We start from the raw sequence: 20,950 nt of genomic DNA, 5'->3' as shown, positions 1-20,950 counted from the left end.
GGCCTAGCCCGAGCGCGAGCCGGAACTCCAGGCGCCGGTGGCCGCGTCCTTGAGCTGCAGCGATTCGAGCAGCCGGGCGGTGTCCCTATTGATCGCATCCCAGCCATAGCGATTGCGCACGAGCGTCGCCGCGTTGTTGGCCAGGCGCTCGCGTAGGGCCGCATCGGATTGCAGGCGCAGGATCGCGTCGGCGAAAGCCTCGGGCGTGTTGGCGATCAGCGCATGCTGGCCGTCGATGAGATCGAGTCCTTCGGCGCCGACCGAACTCGTCACCACCGGCAGGCGGCGCGACATCGCATCGAGAATCTTGAGCTTGGTGCCCGAGCCGACGCGCAGCGGCGCCACGAACAGATCGTATTCGGCGAAGGCCAGGCTCAGATCGTCGACGAAGCCGCGAAAGTGCACGCGATCGCGCAGGGTGTCGACGGGTGCTTCGTCCGCGCCGGGGCCGATCACGTCGAAGCGCAGATCGGCCTGCCGCGTGTTCAGCACGGGCAGGATGTCGTCGGCGAAATGGCGCACGGCATCGAGATTGGGCGGATAGCCGAGGTTGCCGAGAAACACCAGCCGCAACGGTCCGGGCGAGGCGACGCGCGCGGGCAATTGCTCGGGAATCAGCGTGCCGTTCGGCACCACCGCGACGTTGCGGTAGCCGCGCTCGGCGAGGTAGCGGCGATCGTCGTCCGAACAGACCAGCGCGGCTCGAAAGCGGCGCGAGGCGTGGACTTCGCCGTGGCGATACAGCAGATAACGGTAGAGCCCGCGCAGCATCGCGAGCGGCGAGGCTTGCAGGGCGAGCGATCGGCGCAGCTTCACGTGCTCGAGATCGTCGAGATCGACGATGGTCCTGGCCGCGAGCGAGCCGCCGAACAGGCGCGACAACGGCAGGCGTTCGGCCCAGATGCAGTCGTAGTCGTCGAGCTTCAGCCCGCGCAGCACGCGCGCATAGCGCAGGTATTCGCGCACGGTCGCGGGCCGGCGTATGCCAGGCGCCGCACGCAAGGCCTGCAGCCAGACGCCGAGATCGATACCGGAATCCGCATCGATTCCGGCATCCACGTAATGTCGATGCGCGCAGAGGCCCGCGAGTTTCTGCGCCTGGGCTTCGGTCTGCGGTGCCGGGCCGACGAAGCTGACTTCGTAGTGCTTCGCACAGGCGAGCAGCAGGTTGTAGACGCGGATGCGCTGGCCGCGGTCGAACGGAAACGGAAACACGTCGGTGACGAACAGCAGGCGAGGGCGCGGATTCACTTGGCGACCCCGGCGCTGATGCCGGACATCGGGTCCAGGTGCGAGGACCGGCGGCGCTCGCGCAGTACCAGCAGCGCGATGCCGCCGAGGTTCACGAGCTCGGCGATCAGCATGCCGACGAGCGCTCCGATCTGCCCGTAGTGGTGCATCGCCCACCAGCTCACCGCGATCGACACCAGCGCACTCACGAAGCTCAGCGAGCTCATGTCGCGGAAGCGCTCGCGCGCGACGAGCAGCAAAATGATCTGGTCGCGCATGACCATGAGCAAAAAGATCGCGCACCACATCAGCAGCAGCGGGTCGCGATCGGCGAATTGCTTGCGCAGCACCTCGCTGAAGATCCAGTCGCGCAGCAGCCACATCACCGCGAAATAGCACAGCGCCGCGCTCGCGAGCGCGAGCGCGAACAGCAGCAGCCGGCGCATCGCGAACGACAAGCCGTGCTGGTGCACCCAACCGGTCGTCAGCGGCATCATCAGCGAGGTGATGCCGGTCGACAGCAGGTTCACCGGCATCATCAGCAGGCGCGTGGCGGCGATCGCGGCGACCGCGGTGACGTCGAGCGCGCCGGCGACGAGATAGCTGTAGCCCTGGCTGAAGGTCCAGTGGATCGCGGCACCGGCGACCGACCACAGGCCGAGCGGGGCGATCTGGCGCAGCATGCCGCTGCCCGCAATCGGCTTCCATGGCCGATGGCGCTGCAGCGAATGCGAGAGCCACAGTCCGCCGCAGAGCGCGGCGACGCCCATGCTCGCCACCGCGACGGTCGCCGGCAGCGCCGTCTGCGTGGCGATCCAGGCGCCCGCGAGCAGCAGCACCACGTACGGAACATCGCTGCGCAGCACCTGCCCGGGCTGTCGGTAAGCGAGCATGACGATGCGGAAGAACTCGCGATTCATCACCGCGAGCGCGGTGAGCATCGCCGCGACCAGCACCGGTCCGGTCATCGAATCGAACACGCCGGCCGACCACAGGCCCAGGCTCGCGAGCAGACCGAGCCCGAGCACGCGCAGCAGCACGCCGCGCTGCTCGTGGAACATCGAGCCGATCACCTGCGCATGCTCGCCTTCGGGCAGGCGCGTGAAGCGCGTGACCACGGCAGGGGCGATGTAGGCGTTCTGCAGGGAAGTCAGCAGCAGAAAGGCATTGGTGACGAGAATGTAATAACCGTACTGCAAGTCGCTGGTATGGCGGATCAACACCAGGCCGACGAGAAAGTTCGCGGCCGAGAGCAAGGCCTGATCGAGCACCGCTCCACTGAGCATGCGCACGAACAGAGACTTGGATTTCGGCGCCGCAACGGTGGGCGCATCGGGCCCGGGTACGCCGGCTTCCACTGAAATCGCATCGGTCGACAAGGACTGGGCCTGACTCACTACTTGCGCTCCGTGCGTATCCACTCGGTTGGAGAGCGTCGGCGCGTCACCATCAGATGCTTCCAGACCAGATAAAGCGGGGCCTGCGCGAGATCGCGCAGGCCTTGTGCGCCGGTGCCGCTGAGCTGCCAGCCGCGCAGCACGTAGATCAGCAGCGACACGCTGCAGGCCGCGGCCGCGTGGACCCAGGGCAGATATTCGTCGGACCACAGGCTCGCGAGGCCCGCGAGCATCAGCAGCAGGCAGACGTTGATCACCACGTAGGACAAGGGCAGCACGAGCAGATCGCAGGCCAGGTCGAAGCAGAGCTTGCTGCGCCGGCGCAGGCTCGCGCGCAGCAGCGGCAGGGTCTTGGCGCGAATCATCTGGAAGCGGCCGCCTTCCCAGCGCTGGCGCTGCGAACGCGCGGTGGCTTCCTCGGACACCATCTCGGCATTCGAATGCGCCTCGTCGGCGTACCAGACGCGGTGGCCCGCCATGCCGAGGATGATGCCGTACTCGATGTCCTCGGTCAGCGAATAAGCCTCGTAGGGCACTTCGCGCAGCAGCGCATGCGTCACGCACCAGCCGTTGCCGCGCAGTCCGCAGGACAGGCCCAGCCGCTCACGCGCGCGCGAGCGCACGATGTGGAACGCGCCCTTGGCGATCGCGATGAGCCGCGTGCGCCAGGACGACAGCGCGTTGAGCACGCCGTAGTGCACCTGCACGGCCGAGGCGCCGGCCTCGATGCGCGAGGCGCAGGCTTCGAGCAGGTTCGCGGAGACTTCGGCATCGGCGTCGATGACGATCACCGCATCGGCCCGGCCCGATTGGCGGCTTGCTTCGAAGGCGTGGCGCAGCGCATAGCCCTTGCCGCGGCGCAGCGCGTCGTTGCGTTCGAGCACTTCGGCGCCGGCCTTGCGCGCGAGCCGGGCGGTGGCGTCGCTGCAATTGTCGGCGACCACGAGGATGCGATAGCGATCGGCCGGCCAGTCGAGGGCCGCCAGGCTCGCGATCGTGCGTTCGATCACCAGCGCCTCGTTGTGCGCCGGCACGACGACGTCGAAGCGCAGCGTTCTCGACGACCGCGGCGGCGTCGCGGGCTTCTGCGACAGCAGGGTCAGCATGAACAGGTAGGCGCAGGACAGCAGCGCGGGCAGCGCCACGACCAGCAGCAGCGCATGCAAGAGGGTTTCAGGCAGATCGCTTTGCATCAGGCGTACTCACGGTAGTGGGCGCCCCAGAACACCGAGAGCTTGCCGAGATTGGCCGACAGCTTGGTCAGCCAGAAGGCCGCGTGATGGTGGCCGAGTGGCCACAGCAGCAGCGCGAGACCTCCAGCTGCCAGCGCTTGCGCGAGCGCGCGGCCGACGAAGCGCAGGCGACCGCCCAGGCCGATATCGCCGTAGCGTCCGGCGACGGTATGCCGCGCGAAATCCTGTCCTCCGCGCAAGGCCCGCCGCAGCAGCCAGCGCAGCGACAGTCGCGAGCGTTCGATCGGCTCGTGCACCGCGGCTTCGTCGCACCAGACGATGCGCGCACCGTGCTGGGCGAGCCGCGACAGCAGGTCGCCGTCTTCGCCGCCCGTGAGCCCGTACGCCGGATCGAACGCGAACGCACGCTCACGCAGCCACGCGCCTTCGATCAGCACGTTGCCGAAGCGCAGCTGGTTGCGCGGCACGAGGCTGCCGGTGGCCATGCGCGCCCAGTCGTAGAAGCGTCCGTGACGGATCCAGGCCGGCGCATCGGCGGGCAGCACCGGCTCGACCGGGCCGAGCACCGCATCGGCGCCGTGCCGCTGCGCGGCCTCGAGCAGTTGCGCGAGCCACGCTGCAGGCGCGCGCTCATCGTCGTCGATGAAGGCGAGCCAGGCGCCGCTCGCGAGCGCGACGCTGCGATTGCGCGTGATCGAAATGTTCTTGAGCGGCTGCACTTCATAATGCAGCGCGAACGGCAGCTGCGCGCGCCGCGATTCGACCGTCGGGCGCGCGCTGGCCTGCTCGTCGTTGTCGACCACGGTGACTTCCGTCGGCAGCTGCGTTTGCGCGGCGAGATCGTCGAGCAGCAGCGCGAGCCGCTCGCTGCGCTTGTAGGTGGCGATGCAGACACTGACGTTCTGTTGCGCCGCCGGGCTCGCTGCCTGGGCCGTCGGGCTCATCGTGATGCGCTCCGTGACAGCGGCGACACCACAGCGCTGGCCGGCATCGGCGTCGCGGGTGGCGCGAAACCGAAATAATGTCGCAGCCGCAGCTCCAGGTGATCGCGCGCCAGCGAGAACGTCGCCAGCGTGACGATGGCGAAATCGACGCTCATCGCATGCAGCCAATGCGATTCCGACAGGTTCGAGATGGCCTGCTGGAAGAACAGCGCCAGATACAAGGCGGCCTGCGATCGATCGACGCTCAGCAGCCGCAGGCTTTGTGCGATCAGGTGGAACAGGTAGCCGAGCAGGCAGGCCAGCCCGACGAAGCCGAGGTCGTTCACCACTTCGAGATAGCCGTTGTGCGCGGAGCCCGGGTAGAAATACATGCGCGACAGGAACACGTACGACGGCGAATGCGGCATCGGCCCGATCCAGTAGGCGCCGTAGCCCGAGCCGAGCATCGGCGCGAACTGGATGTGTTCGTTGATGATCTGCCAGATCTCGCTGCGGCCCGTGAAGGTCAGGTCCTTGCCGGTCAGCATGACCACGGGCTGCAGCAGCACGTCCATGCCCGGAACCAGGCGCAGCACCGCGACCGCGAAGGTCAGCAGCGCGATCACGAACAGGCTCACCGCCCAGGGCATGTAGCGGCGCAGGTTCTGCGGCGTGCGCAGCAGCATCACCAGGAACATCATCACGAACAGCGTCGTCACCACCGCGGTGGAGCTGCGCGCGAGCACCAGGCAGGTCAGCGCGATGAGCCCGCAGGGCAGGGCGACGGCCAGGCGCACCTCGCGCGTGAGCCAGCCGTGGAACCACAGGATCGCACCGAGCGAGGCCAGCGCGCCGAGTGAATTCTTGTGTGCCGTCAGGCCGCGCCAGGCGCCCGCGAGTTCGGCGTTCGATTCGGAGTGGATGCCCAGGTGCGGAAATGCCAGGCCGAACAGGATCGAGCCCGCGAGCAGCACCGTGAGCAAGGGACGCATCACGTTCTGGAAGCGGCGGCGATGCCAGGCCAGCAGCACGAACATCGCCGAAACGCCGATCACCGCGAACAGCCGGATCATGCGCCGCAAGCTCACACCGGGCTCGATCGACCACAGCACGCTGCAGAAGGCCAGCGCCGCGAACGCGAGGAAGAACGGGTTGACCCAGCGCAGCAGCAGCCAGCCCAGCGAAGAGCGCCACAGCAGCACGAGTCCGCCCGAGCCGAGCAGCCCTAGCCAGAGCAGGCGGCTGATCGCGCTGCCCGAAGACGGCGCGGCCGAGGTCGACAGGTTGTGATAGTTGAAGCCGTCGGGCACCACCATCATCACGATCAGCGTCCAGGTCGCGATCGCCACCGGCATGGCCCAGCGGCGATCGTCGATCCAGCGCTTCGAATGGCCCGTCGGCTGCTGCGGTGCGCTGTCGTATTGGTCCGCTGCGATCTGCATCGGGCTCGCGTCGAACGCGCCTCAGAAGTGATTGATGACGGCGCCCAGAATCTGCGACTGCGTCGCCGCGAGACGGCGCAGCAGGTCGCGTGTGGCCTTGTACGGCGTGTGCTGGGCGCGGCCGAGCACCACCACGCGGCCCACCACGGTCGAAACCGCGAGCGCATCGGCGTATTCGGAGACCGGCGCGGTGTCGATGATCACGTGGTCGTAGCGCCGGCGCCAGCTGCGCACGAGCGTTTCGAGACGGCCGTCCGACAGCAGTTCGAGCGGATTGTCGGGCGCGGCGCCCGCGGTCAGCACGCCGAGATTCGCCACGCCCTCGACGGGGTGGATGTGCGGCGCATCGCTGCTCGTGATCGCCTGCGACAGGCCGTGCTGGTTGTCGGCGCCGAACAGCAGATGCTGGCTCGGATGACGCAGGTCCGCGTCGACGAGCAGGGTCGGTTTGCCGAGCTGCGCGAACGAGATCGCGAGCTCGGCGGCGAGCACCGAGCGTCCCTCGCGAGGCTTCGGGCTCACGATCGCCATCGCGTTCGCACGGTTGCCGTTCTCGTGGCGCAGCAGCAGCTCGGTACGCAGTGCGCGGATCTTCTCGCTGTGCGGATGAAAAGGATCGTGCGCGAGGATCAGTTGCGGGCCGGGCCTCAGCGCGCGCCGCTCGATCACGACGATCTTGCGGCTGCTGGCCCAGGCGGCGTCGGCATCCTCCTGCGTCGCCAGGCCCAGCGTGATCGCGGCGGCCGTGAAGGGAACGTCGTGTTCGCGCTGATGGTCGAGGATCGCGGCGATCTTGTCGTCGGTCAGATCGAGCAGCCGGATCAGGGCGCGCTCGAGCTGGCGCTCGGCGTCGAGCTCGGCTTCGTTGTTGGTGACGGCGTTGGAGGCGCTCATGGGCTTGGCTTAAAGGGCACCGGCGAGTTTGGGAACGCGATCGAATTCGGCGAGCACCGGAATGCCGAAGTCGCGGTCGAGGTCGTCGCGCGTGCGCACGCGGCGATTCAGCAGTTCGTAGACGAGAGGTCCGGCGACACCGAAGAACAGTCCGGCCATGAGCCCGAGCACGATGTTCACGAGCGGCTTGGGCTTGCTCGCCTTCACGGGCGGAGAAGCGCGGCTGATGAAGCGCACGTTGTTGTAGCGTCCGCCCGAAGTCATGACGATCTGGTCGTAGCCGTCGACCGCGCGCTGGTAGAGCGTCTGCGCGGTCTGCAGTTCGCGCTCGTAGTGCGCGCCCTCGTCCTGCAGGCGGCGCTTTTCGAGCACCTTGGCGCGCTCGGAATCGACCGCGGCCTTGAGCTGTCCTTCGAGCGAGCGCGCCGCGCCGATCTGGCTCGAGGCGTTGCCCTGGTAGATCTGCATTTCGGCATCGAGCGCGCGCTGTGTCGCCGCCATCTGCGACTTGAGCTCGAGCACCTGCGGGTGCTTGGGGCCCAGCGTGGTGCCGAGTTCGGCAAGGCGCGTCTGCTGGGTGGCGAGTTCGGATTTGAGCGACTGGATCGAGCTCGATGCGAGCGTCGCATCGCGCACGGCCTGGTCGCCCACGTTGCGCGATTCGACGATGCGGCGCTGTTCGCGCGCTTCGAGCAGGCGCTGCTCAAGGCTCGACAGACGCTCGAAATCGATGTCGACCGACATGCCCGAGTCGACGATGCCGGTGCGCTGGCGAAACTCGGTGAGCTTGGCCTGGGCCGTGTCGACGTTGCCCTTGAGTTCGTCGAGCTGCCGTTTGTAGCGCTCGGCGCGCTCGCTCGCCGGGCCGGTCAGGCGCATGAACTGCTGCTCGGCGTAGACGTCGGCGACGGTATTGGCGACCAGCGCGGCCTGCTTGGCCGATTCGGCCGAATACGAAATGTTGATGAGCTGGCTGCCCCAATCGCCTTTCTCGACCGTGAGTTTCTTGGTCAGCTGGCTGCGAATGTATTCGTCGAGCATCGAGGCATCGCCCTTGAAGCCGGCGGTGTAGTCCTCGTCGTTGCGCAGGCCGAGCTTTTCGATCACCGGCAGCAGCACCGCCGGGCTCTGCATGAGCTGCGTCTGCGTGGCCATGTAGCTGCCGATCATGCTGGTCGGAAACTCGCGTCCGCCGAGTGGATCGTTGATTTCGTAATCGACCATCAGCGTCGCGGTGGCGTCGTAGCTCTTGGGCATCAGCTTGCTGATCGCCGCCGCGAGCACCAGAAAGCCGACGACGGTGTAGAGCGTGAACTTGCGATACGCCCAGACGATGGCGAACAGCTGGTTCAGCGAAATGCCTGGATGCGCGTAGTGCTCCGGAATCGCCGCGTACGGATAAGCCGGGCTCGACGGTGACGAGAGAACGGGAAGGTTTCGATCCGACATCAGAAAATGCGCTCCTTGACGCGAATCACATCGTTGGGCTCGACGGTGTCGCCGAGGCTGGCCGAAAACTCTCGGTACTGGCCCTTGCTGTTCTTGCGGCGGATCTCGATGCGGCTGTCGCTGCCGCGCGGCGTCAGTCCGCCGCTGCGCGCGATCGCCTGGACCACCGTCGTGCCCGGCTCGAGGCGGTACATGTTCGGAGCCTGCACTTCGCCGTAGACGTAGAACTGCTCGGCTCTCGGCACGTAGATCGAATCGCCGCCCTGCAGCGAAACCGAGAACTGCGAGGCGTTGCCGCCGACGAGCTTCTTGAGATCGATGGCCTGGTTCTGCATCTGCCCGTCGGCCGAGCGCCGCATCAGATAGATCACGTCGGCGCCGATCTCGTTGACGCCGCCGGCCAGCGCCAGCATGTCGAGCACGGAAGTTTTCGATTCGAGCGCGAAGCGACCCGGCGTGCGCACCTCGCCGAGCACCGATACCTGCTGGCTGCGGAACTGCTCGAGCGTGACGCTCACCTGCGGATCGACCAGGTACTCGCCCTGCTTGAGCGCTGCGGCGATCTTGTTCGCGGCGGCCGAGGGTGACAGCCCGCCGACGCGAACCGGCCCCGCGAGCGGCACGTTGAGATTCTGGTCTTCGCCGACGTAGCTCGTGGTGTCGAACTCGGGACGACCGAAGACCCGCACCGTCACCGCATCGCCCGGACCGAGCTGCAACACCGCTTGCGGAGCCGCGGCTGGCGACGGAACGCCGAGTGCCTCGAATTCGGCCGGAGCGGCCTGGATGCCGGTAGGCGGCGTCGCCGCCGCGCTTTCAGCGCTGACCGCCGCATCGCTGGACACGACGGACGCCGCGGCATTCGGTGCGGACGCGACGCCCTGCGCCATGCTCACGCGGCTCGTATCGAGCCCGGTGTCGAACTGAAACGTGCCGAAGCGATCGGCCGGCTTCGAAGCGCCGACCGCCGCGGCCTGCGAGACACTCGCCACCGAGGCAAGCGCGTCATCCCCGTAGCCAATGTCCTGAGCGGACGCGATCGTGGTGATGAACAGCGACAGCACCCAAGCCATGCGCCTGCAACCCCGCACGGCGATCACCCCTTTGGCTTCCATGCCTTTGTCCTTCCAAGCGTCGTTGATGCCACTGAACCGGGCGGCCGGAGGCCGCCCGAACCACCGAAACTTCACCCGAACCCTCACCCGAACTGGCAACCCGCGGAGTGTCCCTGAGCTCGCGTGCGCCACTAGACAGATTCGTGCGACGTGTCATCGAGTCGGCCAGCATGCGGAACAACTCGCCGGCCTTGCCGGCCAGTTCGTCGTTCATCCGATTGATGCCGCCTTCGATGACTCCCGCCTCATTTATGAATAACGCAGGTTAACGATGCCTGACTGTTCAGTCAGGCTGTAAAAGCCAAGAAAAGTCCTGGGCGCCTTCCTCCGGAACCCCGAATATGACATTGCGTTCACGTTCAGTTTTCAGCAAATTTTGTTGCGCAGAATGCGACGAAATTTGAATTACACGGTTCTCGCCGCCTGGGTGCGGACAGGCGGCGGGAGGCCGCTGGTCGATTCCGATTTAGCCAAGAATTCTCGATTTCGAAATTCAACGCTCGGCGCATACCCGACGCCAGGATGGCGTTTGCAACTGCAAAGGAAGGCAGATGACCCAGGATGCTCAGAACGCGGTCTATATCGACGACTTCGATCTGCCCCGCGCGACCGGCGCGGCCGCCGATTTCGGAGACGGGCGCTACGGTTATGTCGTCACGCCGAACGCCGATCATCTGATTCGCCTGAAAGAAGACGGCCGCCTGCGCGAGGCCTACCGCAAGGCCAGCTTCGTGGTGCTCGACAGCCGGTTCATCGCCCTGCTGCTGCGATGGCTGCGAGGCCTGCGCCTGCCGGTCTGCACCGGCAGCGACCTGACCGCGAAGTTGTTCTCCGAGGTGGTGAGGCCCGACGACAAGCTCGTGCTCGTCGGCGGCAGCAGCGAGCGCGCCGATCTGCTGCGCGAGCGCTACGGCCTGCGCCATCTGGTGCACTTTAATCCTCCGATGGGTTTCATCAACAGTCCCGAGGAAGTGGCGCGGACGCTGCGCTTCATCGAGGTCAACAGCCCATTCCGCTTCTGCCTGCTCGCGATCGGCTCGCCGCAGCAGGAGATCGTGGCCCAGCGCCTGAGCGAGCGCGGCGTCGCGCGCGGGCTGGCCTTGTGCGTGGGCGCGTCGATCGATTTCCTGACCGGCGAGCAGCGCCGCGCACCGCGCTGGATGCAGCACTGCGGTCTCGAGTGGCTGCACCGGCTCGCGCAGAATCCCCAACGCATGGCGCATCGCTATCTCGTGCGCGGTCTGCGGATTTTTCCGCTGGTACGTTCGGCGCGCTTCGAATTGCGCAATCCGGAGACGACCATCCCAGCCATCCAGGCCTCCGATTCCACGGCTCTCGAACTGGCACCCGCCAAGGCCGCCTGAGACCGGCAGCCGCCGCGGGATTTCACTGACCGAATTTCCGCAATCTTTTCCGAAAGCCGATCCGATCGAGGCTACGTGCGTAACAAGACCCCGCGTTCAAGGTTTCGTGGATGCCTGAAGAGAACCGATCGGAGCGGCACGGCACTGGTCCTGCTGCCGGTGAGCCTCGCCGCGATGGCCTGGCCGTTCGAGAGCCGGGCGCAGCTCGATCTGATGCCGTACACCGCGGTCACCTACGAGCATCAGTCGAACCTGTTCGAGGTCTCGGGCAGGCAGGAGGCCATCGAGCAGACCGGCAGCGAGCGCCAGGACGACAACGTGCTGATGTATCTGGCCGGACTCAGCAGCCGCTACCAGTTCGGCCAGCAGGCCTTGAGCCTGACCGCCGAAGGACGCCGGCTCGAATACGATTACTTCAGCAACATCGATCACGACGAGCATCTGCTCGGCGGCATCTTCGACTTCAAGCTCGGCAGCATCGTCGACGGCCTCTTGCAGTACCGGCAGGAGCGCCGCGTCGGCAATTTCGCCGACATCCAGGCCTCCGAGTTGCGCCAGCAGTTCGATCGCACCCTGAGTGGACGCATCGGCCTGGCGGTCACGCCCAAGTGGCGCGTGGAAGCCGGCGCCCGGCGCTATCGCTCCGAGCTGCCGCTGCCCGAGAACCCCGAGTTCCAGCTCGACGAAAGCGCCGGCCAGCTGGCGCTGCAATACACCGGGCTCTCGCATCTGACCGCGGGCCTGCTCGCCCAGTACGTGAAGGGCGATTACACCGGCAGTGTCGACGCGACGAGCTACAACGAAAACTCGCTGCAGCTGACCGCCGACTATGCGGTGGCCGATTTCAATACCTTCAATCTGCGACTCGGCGCGACCCAGCGACGGCTCTCGCGCAACGAGGATGTGCCGGGCGCCGACCAGCGCGACGATCGCGTCGACGGCTTCACGGGCGCAGTGGGCTACACGCGCATCTTCAGTCCGAAGACGTCGGCGAATTTCGAAGTGTTCCGGCGCATCGACAACTTCGTCGCGGGCACCGATGCGCTGATCGACACGGGCGTTTCGGCGGGCGTGAACTGGCAGGCCACCGCCAAGATGTCGATATCCGCGCGCTACGCCTATACGCGCAGTGATTTCGGCAACAACGGTCTCGACCAGAATCGCGACGACCGGCTCAACAACGGCAGCTTCGAACTCAACTACGACGTGCTGCGCTGGCTGCGTCTGCGGCCTTATGTGGTCTATCGCGATCGCGACTCGACCTCGCAGGACGACAGCTTCAGCAATACGCTCGTCGGACTCGAACTGCGCGCGCACTTCGGCGACGAGCCCAACAGCTGAAGCGCGAGCAGGGCAGATGGCTCGGTCCAGGCGGCCGAGCCTCGCGGTAACCGCTCACCTGGCCTAGGCGGCCGACCGGTACCAGGCCGCGGTTTCGTCCAGCCCCTGCTGCAGCGGCGTCCATTGCAGGCCGAGCAGCCGATCGGCCTTGTCGACGTTGAGCCGGATGTCCTGCTTCCAGAGCCCGAGCAGCGACGGTGGAATCGGCGGTGGCAGATCCCTGAGGCCGACGCGCTGGCCGACGATCTCGGCAACCTTGAGCGGTGGCGCGAGCAGCCTGGTTTCGAGCTTCAGCCGGCGACGCGTGATGCGGGCTACCGGCACGCTGCCGAGTGAGCGGCCGAATCGCACGAAGTATTCGTTCCAGGTCGGCGGCGCCTGCAGCGAGAGATTGAAGGCTTCGCCCTCGACTGCTTCGGTCAGGCTGCGCAGCACGGCCTGCACGACGTCATCGACATGGACGAGATTGCACAGTCCGTCGCCGGCCGCACCGAGATCGCCGATGCGGCGTGATTGCAGCCAGCGCGCGATGCGTCCGCTCCATTGCGGACTTCCGGGACCGTACACGCAGCCCGGGCGCAGGATCACCGATCGCGAGTAGCCCGCGGCGGCTGCTTCTGCGTCGAGCTTGGCGGCCGAATAAGCGCCCAGGTCGCCACGCAGCGGCGTGGTTTCGAGCACTTCGCCGGTGGCCGAACCGTAGACCGACATCGTGCTCAGGTGAACGATGCGCGGCTTGCCGTTGCGCTCGGCCGCGGAGAACAAGGCGCGTGCGTTGCGAACGATGGTGTCGGCATTGCCGGCGACGCAATTGACCACGCCTTCGACGCTGCGCAAGGCCGAGCCGAGTTCGCCTTCGTCGGTCGCATCGAGCTGGATACGCTCCTGACTCGGCGCGGCCACTGCACGCCGACTCGCGGCGACCGGCTGGGCCCAGTCGGTGTTCGCGAGTGCGGCGAGCACGCGGCGGCCGATGAAGCCATCGGCGCCGAGCACGAGAATGCGGCGGCGGCTCACGAGACCGCCCTCATCGAATCGGAACCGATGTTCGCTGAAGCCTCCGCTGGCGCAGCGCGCGCCTCGAGCGGAAACAGCGGCACCACGCGCCGCGATTGCGCGTGCAGATGCGCGGCCAGGCGCAATGCGAGCGCAACCACGGTCAAGGTCGGATTGGCCTGGCTCGAGGTCGGAAACACCGCCGAACTCGCGACGTAGAGATTGTCGACGCCATGCACGCGGCAATCGGCGTCGACCACGCTCTTGCGTGGATCGCTGCCCATGCGCGCGGTGCCGATGTGGTGGCCGCCGTAAGCGCCGTAGCGCGTCATTTCGTATTCGACGGTATCGGGATCGTAGTCGAAGCGACCGACGCTGCTCGCGCGGAGGTCGTCGGCGAGCAGCGCCAGCGAGCGCTGCACGGTGCTGAGATCTCCGCGCGTGTAGCGCCAGTCGATGTGCAGCCTCGGCATGCCGAGCGCATCGACGTCGGGCGCGAGCGTCACGCGGCTTTGCGCGTTGGGTTCCTGCTCGGCATGGAAGTCGAGGCTGTAACGCGGCCGCCGGGGATGCACGATGATCGACGGAAACTTGCGCTCGGCGAGCGTGCGATCGCGCAGCCAGTGCAGCAGGAACGCTGCGGTTCCCCAGGGATCGAGCAGCACGTTGCGCGCATGCTGCATCCAGGTCGAGAAGCTCGCTGCCTCCTCGCCGTGCAGGCGCTTGCCGTACTCGTAAGGAATGAAGGCGCGCGCCAGATACAGCAGCGACAGGATGCCGGTGCGATGCGCCGGATCGGTGATGCGCGGATGGTGCAGGCGCGCGACGAAGTTGCCGATGCCGAGCCGCCGCTGGGTCTGCGCGGTCAGCGCGAGGCGACGGCGGCAATACGTGCCGTCGTCGGCGATGTCGTAGCCGTGGAAGACCGAGCTGCGGCTCGGATCGAAGTGCAGTGTGCCGACGGTGCCCGCGATATGGCACATGTAGTAGCGGCCGACGACGTCGTATTCGTTGCCGATGCCGTTGGCCTGCACGCCGCGACTCGCGAGCAGCAGGCGCGCCACTTCGAGCCCGCCCGAGGCCAGCGTGAACCAGCGCGCCTCGACGCGCAGCGAGCGTCCGGCCAGGTTGCGCACGCTGACCGATTCGACGCTCTGGCCCGAAGGGTTCAGATGCAGCTCGGTGACGTTGGCGTGCAGCAGCACGCGCACGCGCTGCGAAGCCTGCAGCCTGTGCGCGTAACGCTCGCCGAAATTGGTCGGGCAGCTGAAGCGCTCGAGCGTGTCGTCGGTGAAATGTGGCGAATCGAAACCCGCGATCATCGGCGCGAGCGATCGTGTGAATGCTTCGCTGGCCTTGTACGAGAACTCGCCGGCCTCGCAGAGACGGTTGGCCTGCGGATAGAACGGCAGCAGCGCGTCCATGCCGATCGGCCAGCCGCTGTCGGCGATGTAGTCGCGCGCTTCGAAATCGATCGCATCGAAGGGCATGCAGCGGCCGCCCCAGATCGTCGTCGAGCCGCCGAAACGGCGCTGACGATAGCGATCGGGCGGACTGTGCATGAGCGGATCGGTCACCGAGCCCGCGTACAAGGCCTGGCTGTCTTCCTCGGCCTGCAGGCCACCGCTTTCGAGCAGCAGCACGTCGAGCCCGCTGTCGGCGAGCGCGAGTGCCATCGAGATACCGGCGGCGCCCCCGCCGACGATGCAAACGTCCGCTGCGAGTACCTGGCCGTCTGCGCAGCCGTCGCTGCCGTTGGCGGTGTCGAGAATCATGCTCGAAAGTCCCTTTTCTTGCTTTTTTCCAGATCGATTCCGACCGCGTCGAAAGCGGTCGCCACGTCCGATGTGGCTTGCCGATTTTACGTACACCGATGAAGCGCGCCAGCGTGCGCTCGTGGAAGTTGATGTTGCCGACCGCGGGCTGAACACCTCATGACGACGGTACGGTTTTCGCTAGATGGAGGACGATCCAGCGACGCCGCGGCGACAACAATCGCGCGTGCTTGATCCGACAGGGAATTGGTCCGGCCGTTGGTCCATGGATGGGGATTGTTGGCAATGCAATACGCAAGGGAAGCCGCTGCGTCTTCGGGCATGTCGCGCGAAGACGCGCAGGCGGTCAATGCCGCTGCCGCGCTGCGCGGGGTTCGCATGCCGTTCGATGGAAACGCATTGGTGTCGGTGATCGTGCCGACGCGCGATCGCTGCGAACTGCTGTCGCGCGCGATCCGCTCGGTGCTCACGCAGACCTACGCGAATCTCGAGCTGCTGATCGTCGACGACGGCTCGGCCGATGGCACCGTCGAAATGGTCGCGTCGATCAAGGACAGCCGCGTGCGCTGGATGCCGAACCCGCGGCGCGGAGGCGCCGGCTATTCGCGCTATCGCGGAGCCGAGGCGGCGCGCGGCGATTTCATCGCGTTTCTCGATTCCGACGACTGGTGGCTTGCCGACAAGCTGCGCTTGCAGCTCGCCGACGCCGAGGCCGCAGGCCCGGAGAACCTCGTCATGCTGTGTCCTCCGGCTTGCGACGACGGTCTGGGCATCGTGCCGCTCGAGCAGCCGGTCCTGAGGCCGGGCCAGCCGATCGCGGATTACGTCTATGCGGGGCGCCAGGCCACGGTGCTGTCGAGCGGACTGCTGCTCGATGGCCAGCTCGGCAGGCGCGTGCGCTTCGATCCGGGCCTGCGCGTGAATCAGGACACCGACTATCTGCTGCGGCTCGAACGCGAAGGCGCGCGTTTCCACTGCCAGGTGCAGCCGCTTTACGTGCTCGACACGCGACGGCGCACCGATCGCATGAGTTACGACCCTTCCTTGTGCAAGGACTCGCGCCGCTGGTACGAACGCATGCGTCACGACTGGTCGCGTCAGGCGCAGCGCGGCTATTTCCTGTGGGACTTGTCGGTGCGCTACGCAAGCACGGGTAGGCGGTTGCAGGGCCTCTTGTATTTCTGCCGCGGCCTGAGCCTGGAGGCCGGAAGCTATCGCGTGCTGCGCCAGCTGCTGCGCGTGATCGGCGGCGGCGAGGTGCCGACCGGCCTCAAGCTGCTGCGTCGCCAATGGCTGCGGGCCTTGCCGATGCCCAGGCGAATGCCGAATCGCATCGATCCGATCCTTGCCGAGAAACCCGCCGCGGCTCCGCCGAGCTGATCGTTTTTTTCAGACCGCAGCGGTGGTGCGAGCGACCGGCTTGCGTCGCAACAGGCCTGAGACCGTCTGCAGGCCTTCGCGGAATTCCACCGGTGCGAGCGCGAAGCTCGCGCCGAAGTAGAGCAGCGCGCCGCACGCGATGCACAGCGGCAGCAGCATCCAGGCCGGCAGCGCGGGCGCCAGCCAGAACGACAGGCTCCAGACACAGGCCATCATCAGCAGGCTCGCGGCCAGGCTGCGCGAGCCCACGGTGAACTGGCGCAGCGCCGGAAACACGCCGAGCCGCTCGACCATGAGCGCCGAAACCGGCCATAGCGCATAAGCGCGCAGCACGATCGCGGCGACGGCCGCGAGCAGGCCGTAGCGCGTCGCGAGCGGCAGCAGCAGGCACAGCAGCGCGAGTCCCGCGATGGCGATGCTGAGCTGCGCCAGCGGCCGGCCGTAGCTGCGCAGCGCCGCGCCGTTGAAGCTGTTGACTGCGCTGCGCAACCCGAGCAGCGCGAGCAGTTGCAGCGCGCCGATCGCGGGCTCCCAGCCGCGGCCGAACAGGCCCGGCACGAGCAGCGGGGCGATCGCGGCGAGGCCGAGAAAGGCCGGGTTCGCGACGAAGGTGGAGATACGCAGGGCGCCGCCGAACAGCTGCGAGACGTCTTCGCCGCGAACGCGCGCCTTGGCGAGCGAGGGCAGGGCGACCGTGTTGAGCGGCACGATCAGCACGTCCTTGAGCAGATCGAAGATGCGCCGCGCGAGCGCGTAATGCCCGAGCGCGCTGCTGCCGAGCGCCGCGCCGATGAACACTTTCGGCAGCTGGCCGTCGAGCTCGTTGATGAGCCGGGTTCCGATCGAGCTGCCCGAGTAGCGCAGCAGGCCCGGCAAGGCGCTGCGATCGGCGGTTGCGGTCGGTCTCCACTGCGCGCCGCGCCAGAGCAGCGCGGCCTGCACGCCGGCCTGCGTGAGCTGCAGGCCCGCGAGCGCCCACAGTTCGGAGCCCGCATACGCGAGCGTGACGCCGACGATGCTGCCCGCGATCACGCCGGCGCCACTCGCGAGCGCCTGCGGACGGAATTGCAGGCTCTGTGACAGACAGGCTTCGGGAACGGTCTGCAAGGCCGTCAGCGGAACCGTCAGCGCGTACACGGCCATCAGCGCGGCGAGTTCGGCATGGCCGCTGATCTTCGCCGCGAGCGGGCCGAGCGCCGCGATCACGGCGGCGATCAGGACGCCCACGATGAGCAACAAGCGGAAGTAAGCCGTTTGCGCTTCCGCCTGCAGTGTCTGGCGTTGCACGATCACCTCGCCGGCCGCGGGCCCGACGAGCGCCTGGCCGAGCACCGCGAACGCGCCGGCCGCAGTGTTCAGGCCATAGCGTTCGGGCCCGATGAGCCTCGCGATGAGCATGAACGCGGCGAGCGAAATCGCCAGCCGCGCCCACGACGAGGCGAACGCCCAGGCGGTTCCGCGCGCGATGCGATCGTGCAGGCCCTGGTCCATTAGCCGGCCAGCGGATGCCGCCAGCGATACCAGGCGCTGTAGCGGCGGTTGAAGAATTTCTCGATGCGCCGCAGCACGCGTACCGCGAGCTCGACGAAGCGCGTCGAGCGGCCGAGCAGTGGAATGCGCCGCAGCAGCGTGCGCATGAGGTCTTCGCGCCGATAGCCCGAGCCCAGGTAGCGCTTGCGGAAATCGGTGCGCCCAAGCCGCCATTTGCCGCGGAAGTGATCGAGGCTGCGATGCTGCCACTCATCCGACCAGCGCAGCAGGTAGAACGGCCAATCCGCGAGCTGCAGCGGGCGCTGCGCGGTCGGCAGCATGAAGGTCACGAGCGCCTCGGGCTCGAACCAGATGCTGCCGCCGGCCGAGCGCACGCTCATGCAGAAATCGAGGTGTTCCTTGGTTGCGAGCATGGCTTCGTCGAACGGCTGCTCGCCGAGCTTCTGCAGCAGGCTCGTGCGGATCAGGATGCAATGCGGCTCGCAGAAACCGGTCGGCTTGCGATGCAGCCGGGGCTTCCATTCGGCGAGCGGCTGCTTGAGCCCGAACTGGCGCTCTTGCAGTTCGCGCTGCTCGTCGACGTTGGCGTGGAAGCGCTCGAGTTCGGTTTCTGGCACGTACTCGCCGCCCGCGTAGTGCAGGGTCGTGTGCACGGGCTCGCCTTCGCAGATCAGCGGGCCGACGACGTCGGCACCGGTTTCGTCCGCGCAGCGCAGCAGCGCATCGAGCCAGCCCGGCGCGAAGATCAAATCGTTGTCGACCACGAGCGCGAACGGGGTGCGCACGAGCGCCAGGCCCAGGTTGCGAGCGCGGTTGTTGCTCAGGTAGTACGGCGTGCGAATGATCTCGAAGCCGTGCCGAGCCTGTGCGCGCTGCAGGTAATCGCGCACCGGCTGCGTCGAGTTGCCGTCGATGTAGATCAGCCGATAACCGGCCGGCGTCTGCGCGAACAGCGATTCGAGCGAATCCTGCGCCACGCTGAAACGCTCGCGCGGAATCACCACGATGGTCACGTCGGCGGCGTTCACGGCAATACCTCCTGCAGCGCGGTATCGGACGGCGCCAGGCCGCCGTCCGCGCGGCGAGCGAGCAACTGGCGGTCGAGCGCGATCAGGCGCTCGGTCTGGGTGTGCAGCGAGTAGTCGGCTTCGACGCTCGCGCGCGCATTGCGGCCGAGACGCTCCCAGCGATCGCGATGACGCGACAGCTCGGCGATCGCCTGCGCGAGTGCCTGCGCGTCGTGCTCGGGTACCAGTGCGCCGTTGTGGCCGTCGCGCACGAGTTCGGGAATGCCGCCGTGTCGCGTGGCGACGACCGGCAGGCCGATCGCCATCGCCTCCTTGAGCGTGTTGACCGGCGCGTCCTCGTCCCCATCGGCCGCGGTGACGCTCGGCGCGAGCAGCAGATCGCTCGCATCGAGCAGGCGCTGCACTTCGGCATGGCCGCCTGCGCCCAGAAAGTGCACGTGGCTTTCGAGCTGCAGCTCGACGACGCGCCGCTGCAGGGCTTCGCGCAAGGGGCCGTCGCCGAGCAGCGTGAGCCGCGCTTCGATGCCTCCGCGGATCAGCTCGGGGAGTGCGTCGATCGCATGGATCACGCCTTTTTTTTCGACGAGCCGACCGACGAAGGCCAGCTGCAGCGTGGCATCGGCCTGCCGGCGCGGGCCGCGCCAGGCGAATTCGCGCAGGTCGATCGCCGAGCGGAACACGCTGATCTTCTCCGCCGGGCATCCGAGCGCGATCGCCTTGCGCGCGAAGTGCTCACAGTTGGGCCAGACGCGATCGGCCTCGGCGAAGATGCGCTCGTAGACCGCGCGCCCGAATTCGCGCGGCCTGCGCGTGATGTCGATGCCGCGCACGTGCACGACCACGGGCGCATCGAAGGCGCCGATGCGGCGCAGCCTGAGCACCACCGGCGCGAGGTCGGCGAACTGGCAATGGACGACGTCGTAGGGACCGCGATCGCAGAGCATCGCGGCCTCGTGCAGCAGCCGCAGGTTCGCGGCCCAGCGGCCCTGGCGCATGACGTCGAGCGAACGCGCGAGCAGGCGCAGCCGGCCGCCGAAATCGGGCAGCCTGCGCAGCGCGCCGGCAATGCGTTGCAGCGGCGCGCGCGCGAATTGCGGATCGCGACAGCGCTCGAACAGCCCGGCGCGCTCGGCGATCGGGAATTGTCCGGGCGCGTGCGGCAGCCGGCCCCAGATCGCGTAGAGATCGACCTCGTGTCCGCGCTCGATCAGCGCGGCGGCCTGGTTGATGATGAAGGCCTCGGACAGCAGCGGAAAGCTGTGCACGAAGAACGCGAGCCGCAGCGGGCGCGATGTGTTCGCCGGCGCCACCCGCGTCGCGGACGCGCTCAAGGGTCCGGGCTTTGAGTAATCTGCGCGCATGCCCCACCCGCCTGCGACGAAAGGATTCCGTGATGAAGGCCGCGCCTGACTGTGCCGCGCAGCGCTGGACGCCGTTCGACGGCGCACTGGCCTTGTTCGCTCCGATCGCGAGCTTGCCGACGATCGCCGTGCCCGGTGAAGAGGCGCTCATGGCGATCGCCCATGCCTCGCGCCGCGAGGCGGCGATCGCCGCGCGCGTGCTCGCTCGCCGGGCCTTGCAGGCCATCGGCGGACCGCGTGAGGTCGCAATCGGACGCGGTGAATCGGGCGCTCCGCTGTGGCCGGCGGATTACACCGGCAGCCTCGCGCACGACGCCGAACACGCGATCGCACTGGTCGGCGAACGCGCGCGCTTCGCGGCGCTCGGCGTCGACATCGAACCCTGCGCGGCCTTGCCAGCAGACGCCGCCGCGCTCGTCGTCGGCGCAAGCGAACGCCGCTGCATCGACGCGCTCGAAGGCGGCTATGCACGCTGGAGCCGCGCTTTGTTCGGCATCAAGGAATGCGTGCACAAGTGCGTGAACCCGGCCACCGGCATCTGGCTCGAGTTCGACGAGGTCGAAGTGCGCAT

At 67.3% G+C, this 20,950-nt stretch carries 16 protein-coding genes and 1 pseudogene; 4 read left to right on the top strand and 13 right to left on the bottom strand.

The window, feature by feature from the left end; genetic code table 11:
• Nucleotides 1-3 precede the first annotated feature (3 nt).
• Genes AC3WUM_RS12890 through AC3WUM_RS12855 form a run of 8 tightly spaced genes read right to left on the bottom strand, consistent with a single transcriptional unit; the run spans nucleotide 4 to nucleotide 9,643 of the window.
• On the bottom strand, nucleotides 4-1,251 hold the full coding sequence (locus AC3WUM_RS12890) for a glycosyltransferase (protein WP_492410713.1): 1,248 nt from the start codon (nucleotides 1,249-1,251) through the stop codon (nucleotides 4-6).
• Nucleotides 1,248-2,627: a lipopolysaccharide biosynthesis protein gene (locus AC3WUM_RS12885; protein ID WP_492410712.1), complete on the bottom strand. Its 1,380-nt coding sequence runs from the start codon at nucleotides 2,625-2,627 to the stop codon at nucleotides 1,248-1,250. Before AC3WUM_RS12885 ends, AC3WUM_RS12890 begins: the two co-directional genes overlap by 4 nt.
• Nucleotides 2,627-3,820 (bottom strand): glycosyltransferase family 2 protein, encoded by a 1,194-nt coding sequence (locus AC3WUM_RS12880; protein ID WP_492410711.1) that lies wholly within the window; start codon nucleotides 3,818-3,820, stop codon nucleotides 2,627-2,629. The genes AC3WUM_RS12885 and AC3WUM_RS12880 overlap by 1 nt, the downstream gene beginning before the upstream one ends.
• Complete coding sequence (locus tag AC3WUM_RS12875) at nucleotides 3,820-4,764, bottom strand: glycosyltransferase family 2 protein (RefSeq protein WP_492410710.1); 945 nt, start codon at nucleotides 4,762-4,764, stop codon at nucleotides 3,820-3,822. Before AC3WUM_RS12875 ends, AC3WUM_RS12880 begins: the two co-directional genes overlap by 1 nt.
• Nucleotides 4,761-6,185 (bottom strand): O-antigen ligase family protein, encoded by a 1,425-nt coding sequence (locus tag AC3WUM_RS12870; protein WP_492410709.1) that lies wholly within the window; start codon nucleotides 6,183-6,185, stop codon nucleotides 4,761-4,763. Before AC3WUM_RS12870 ends, AC3WUM_RS12875 begins: the two co-directional genes overlap by 4 nt.
• Before the next feature lie 21 nt (nucleotides 6,186-6,206).
• Nucleotides 6,207-7,079 (bottom strand): CpsD/CapB family tyrosine-protein kinase, encoded by an 873-nt coding sequence (locus tag AC3WUM_RS12865; protein WP_492410708.1) that lies wholly within the window; start codon nucleotides 7,077-7,079, stop codon nucleotides 6,207-6,209.
• A gap of 9 nt (nucleotides 7,080-7,088) precedes the next feature.
• Nucleotides 7,089-8,528, bottom strand: a complete 1,440-nt coding sequence (locus AC3WUM_RS12860; protein WP_492410707.1) for a GumC family protein — start codon at nucleotides 8,526-8,528, stop codon at nucleotides 7,089-7,091.
• Nucleotides 8,528-9,643, bottom strand: a complete 1,116-nt coding sequence (locus tag AC3WUM_RS12855; protein WP_492410706.1) for an SLBB domain-containing protein — start codon at nucleotides 9,641-9,643, stop codon at nucleotides 8,528-8,530. The genes AC3WUM_RS12860 and AC3WUM_RS12855 overlap by 1 nt, the downstream gene beginning before the upstream one ends.
• Before the next feature lie 551 nt (nucleotides 9,644-10,194).
• Here AC3WUM_RS12855 and AC3WUM_RS12850 point away from each other — a divergent pair.
• Nucleotides 10,195-11,007, top strand: a complete 813-nt coding sequence (locus AC3WUM_RS12850) for a WecB/TagA/CpsF family glycosyltransferase (RefSeq protein WP_492410705.1) — start codon at nucleotides 10,195-10,197, stop codon at nucleotides 11,005-11,007.
• Between the two features lie 75 nt (nucleotides 11,008-11,082).
• Complete coding sequence (locus tag AC3WUM_RS12845; RefSeq protein WP_492410704.1) at nucleotides 11,083-12,348, top strand: outer membrane beta-barrel protein; 1,266 nt, start codon at nucleotides 11,083-11,085, stop codon at nucleotides 12,346-12,348.
• Between the two features lie 63 nt (nucleotides 12,349-12,411).
• Here the strand turns inward: AC3WUM_RS12845 and AC3WUM_RS12840 are convergent, their stop codons facing one another.
• Nucleotides 12,412-13,365, bottom strand: coding sequence for an NAD-dependent epimerase/dehydratase family protein (locus AC3WUM_RS12840; RefSeq protein WP_492410703.1), 954 nt, complete (start codon nucleotides 13,363-13,365; stop codon nucleotides 12,412-12,414).
• Nucleotides 13,362-15,119: an FAD-dependent oxidoreductase gene (locus tag AC3WUM_RS12835; RefSeq protein WP_492410702.1), complete on the bottom strand. Its 1,758-nt coding sequence runs from the start codon at nucleotides 15,117-15,119 to the stop codon at nucleotides 13,362-13,364. Before AC3WUM_RS12835 ends, AC3WUM_RS12840 begins: the two co-directional genes overlap by 4 nt.
• A 285-nt stretch (nucleotides 15,120-15,404) precedes the next feature.
• Between AC3WUM_RS12835 and AC3WUM_RS12830 the strand changes: the two genes are divergently transcribed.
• Complete coding sequence (locus AC3WUM_RS12830; protein WP_492410701.1) at nucleotides 15,405-16,499, top strand: glycosyltransferase family 2 protein; 1,095 nt, start codon at nucleotides 15,405-15,407, stop codon at nucleotides 16,497-16,499.
• Between the two features lie 9 nt (nucleotides 16,500-16,508).
• Here AC3WUM_RS12830 and AC3WUM_RS12825 read toward each other — a convergent pair whose 3' ends face one another.
• From AC3WUM_RS12825 to AC3WUM_RS12815, 3 genes are read right to left on the bottom strand one after another with little or no spacing between them, the layout of a single operon-like run.
• Nucleotides 16,509-17,990 (bottom strand): oligosaccharide flippase family protein, encoded by a 1,482-nt coding sequence (locus tag AC3WUM_RS12825; RefSeq protein ID WP_492410700.1) that lies wholly within the window; start codon nucleotides 17,988-17,990, stop codon nucleotides 16,509-16,511.
• Nucleotides 17,990-19,018, bottom strand: coding sequence for a glycosyltransferase family 2 protein (locus tag AC3WUM_RS12820; RefSeq protein ID WP_492410699.1), 1,029 nt, complete (start codon nucleotides 19,016-19,018; stop codon nucleotides 17,990-17,992). The genes AC3WUM_RS12825 and AC3WUM_RS12820 overlap by 1 nt, the downstream gene beginning before the upstream one ends.
• Nucleotides 19,015-20,379 carry a glycosyltransferase gene (locus tag AC3WUM_RS12815; RefSeq protein ID WP_492410698.1) on the bottom strand — a complete coding sequence of 455 codons (1,365 nt, stop codon included), beginning with the start codon at nucleotides 20,377-20,379 and terminating at the stop codon, nucleotides 19,015-19,017. The genes AC3WUM_RS12820 and AC3WUM_RS12815 overlap by 4 nt, the downstream gene beginning before the upstream one ends.
• Here AC3WUM_RS12815 and AC3WUM_RS12810 point away from each other — a divergent pair.
• Nucleotides 20,310-20,942, top strand: a pseudogene (locus tag AC3WUM_RS12810) (4'-phosphopantetheinyl transferase family protein); the annotation flags it as partial. The gene AC3WUM_RS12815 and the pseudogene AC3WUM_RS12810 sit on opposite strands and share 70 nt — an antisense overlap.
• Nucleotides 20,943-20,950: the final 8 nt, after the last annotated feature.

The sequence above is a fragment of the Hydrocarboniphaga sp. FW305-C-57 genome, from assembly GCF_058783045.1.
Note: the sequence above shows the minus strand (reverse complement) of the source record. Positions and strands in the feature narration are given on the sequence as shown.

Excerpts from the sequence above, each read along its gene's own strand:
- AC3WUM_RS12880 (WP_492410711.1), bottom strand. The coding sequence starts at position 3,820 with ATGCAAAGCGATCTGCCTGAAACCCTCTTGCATGCGCTGCTGCTGGTC.
- AC3WUM_RS12875 (WP_492410710.1), bottom strand. The coding sequence starts at position 4,764 with ATGAGCCCGACGGCCCAGGCAGCGAGCCCGGCGGCGCAACAGAACGTC.
- AC3WUM_RS12870 (WP_492410709.1), bottom strand. The coding sequence starts at position 6,185 with ATGCAGATCGCAGCGGACCAATACGACAGCGCACCGCAGCAGCCGACG.
- AC3WUM_RS12865 (WP_492410708.1), bottom strand. The coding sequence starts at position 7,079 with ATGAGCGCCTCCAACGCCGTCACCAACAACGAAGCCGAGCTCGACGCC.
- AC3WUM_RS12860 (WP_492410707.1), bottom strand. The coding sequence starts at position 8,528 with ATGTCGGATCGAAACCTTCCCGTTCTCTCGTCACCGTCGAGCCCGGCT.
- AC3WUM_RS12855 (WP_492410706.1), bottom strand. The coding sequence starts at position 9,643 with ATGGAAGCCAAAGGGGTGATCGCCGTGCGGGGTTGCAGGCGCATGGCT.
- AC3WUM_RS12850 (WP_492410705.1), top strand. The coding sequence starts at position 10,195 with ATGACCCAGGATGCTCAGAACGCGGTCTATATCGACGACTTCGATCTG.
- AC3WUM_RS12835 (WP_492410702.1), bottom strand. The coding sequence starts at position 15,119 with ATGATTCTCGACACCGCCAACGGCAGCGACGGCTGCGCAGACGGCCAG.
- AC3WUM_RS12830 (WP_492410701.1), top strand. The coding sequence starts at position 15,405 with ATGCAATACGCAAGGGAAGCCGCTGCGTCTTCGGGCATGTCGCGCGAA.
- AC3WUM_RS12825 (WP_492410700.1), bottom strand. The coding sequence starts at position 17,990 with ATGGACCAGGGCCTGCACGATCGCATCGCGCGCGGAACCGCCTGGGCG.
- AC3WUM_RS12815 (WP_492410698.1), bottom strand. The coding sequence starts at position 20,379 with ATGCGCGCAGATTACTCAAAGCCCGGACCCTTGAGCGCGTCCGCGACG.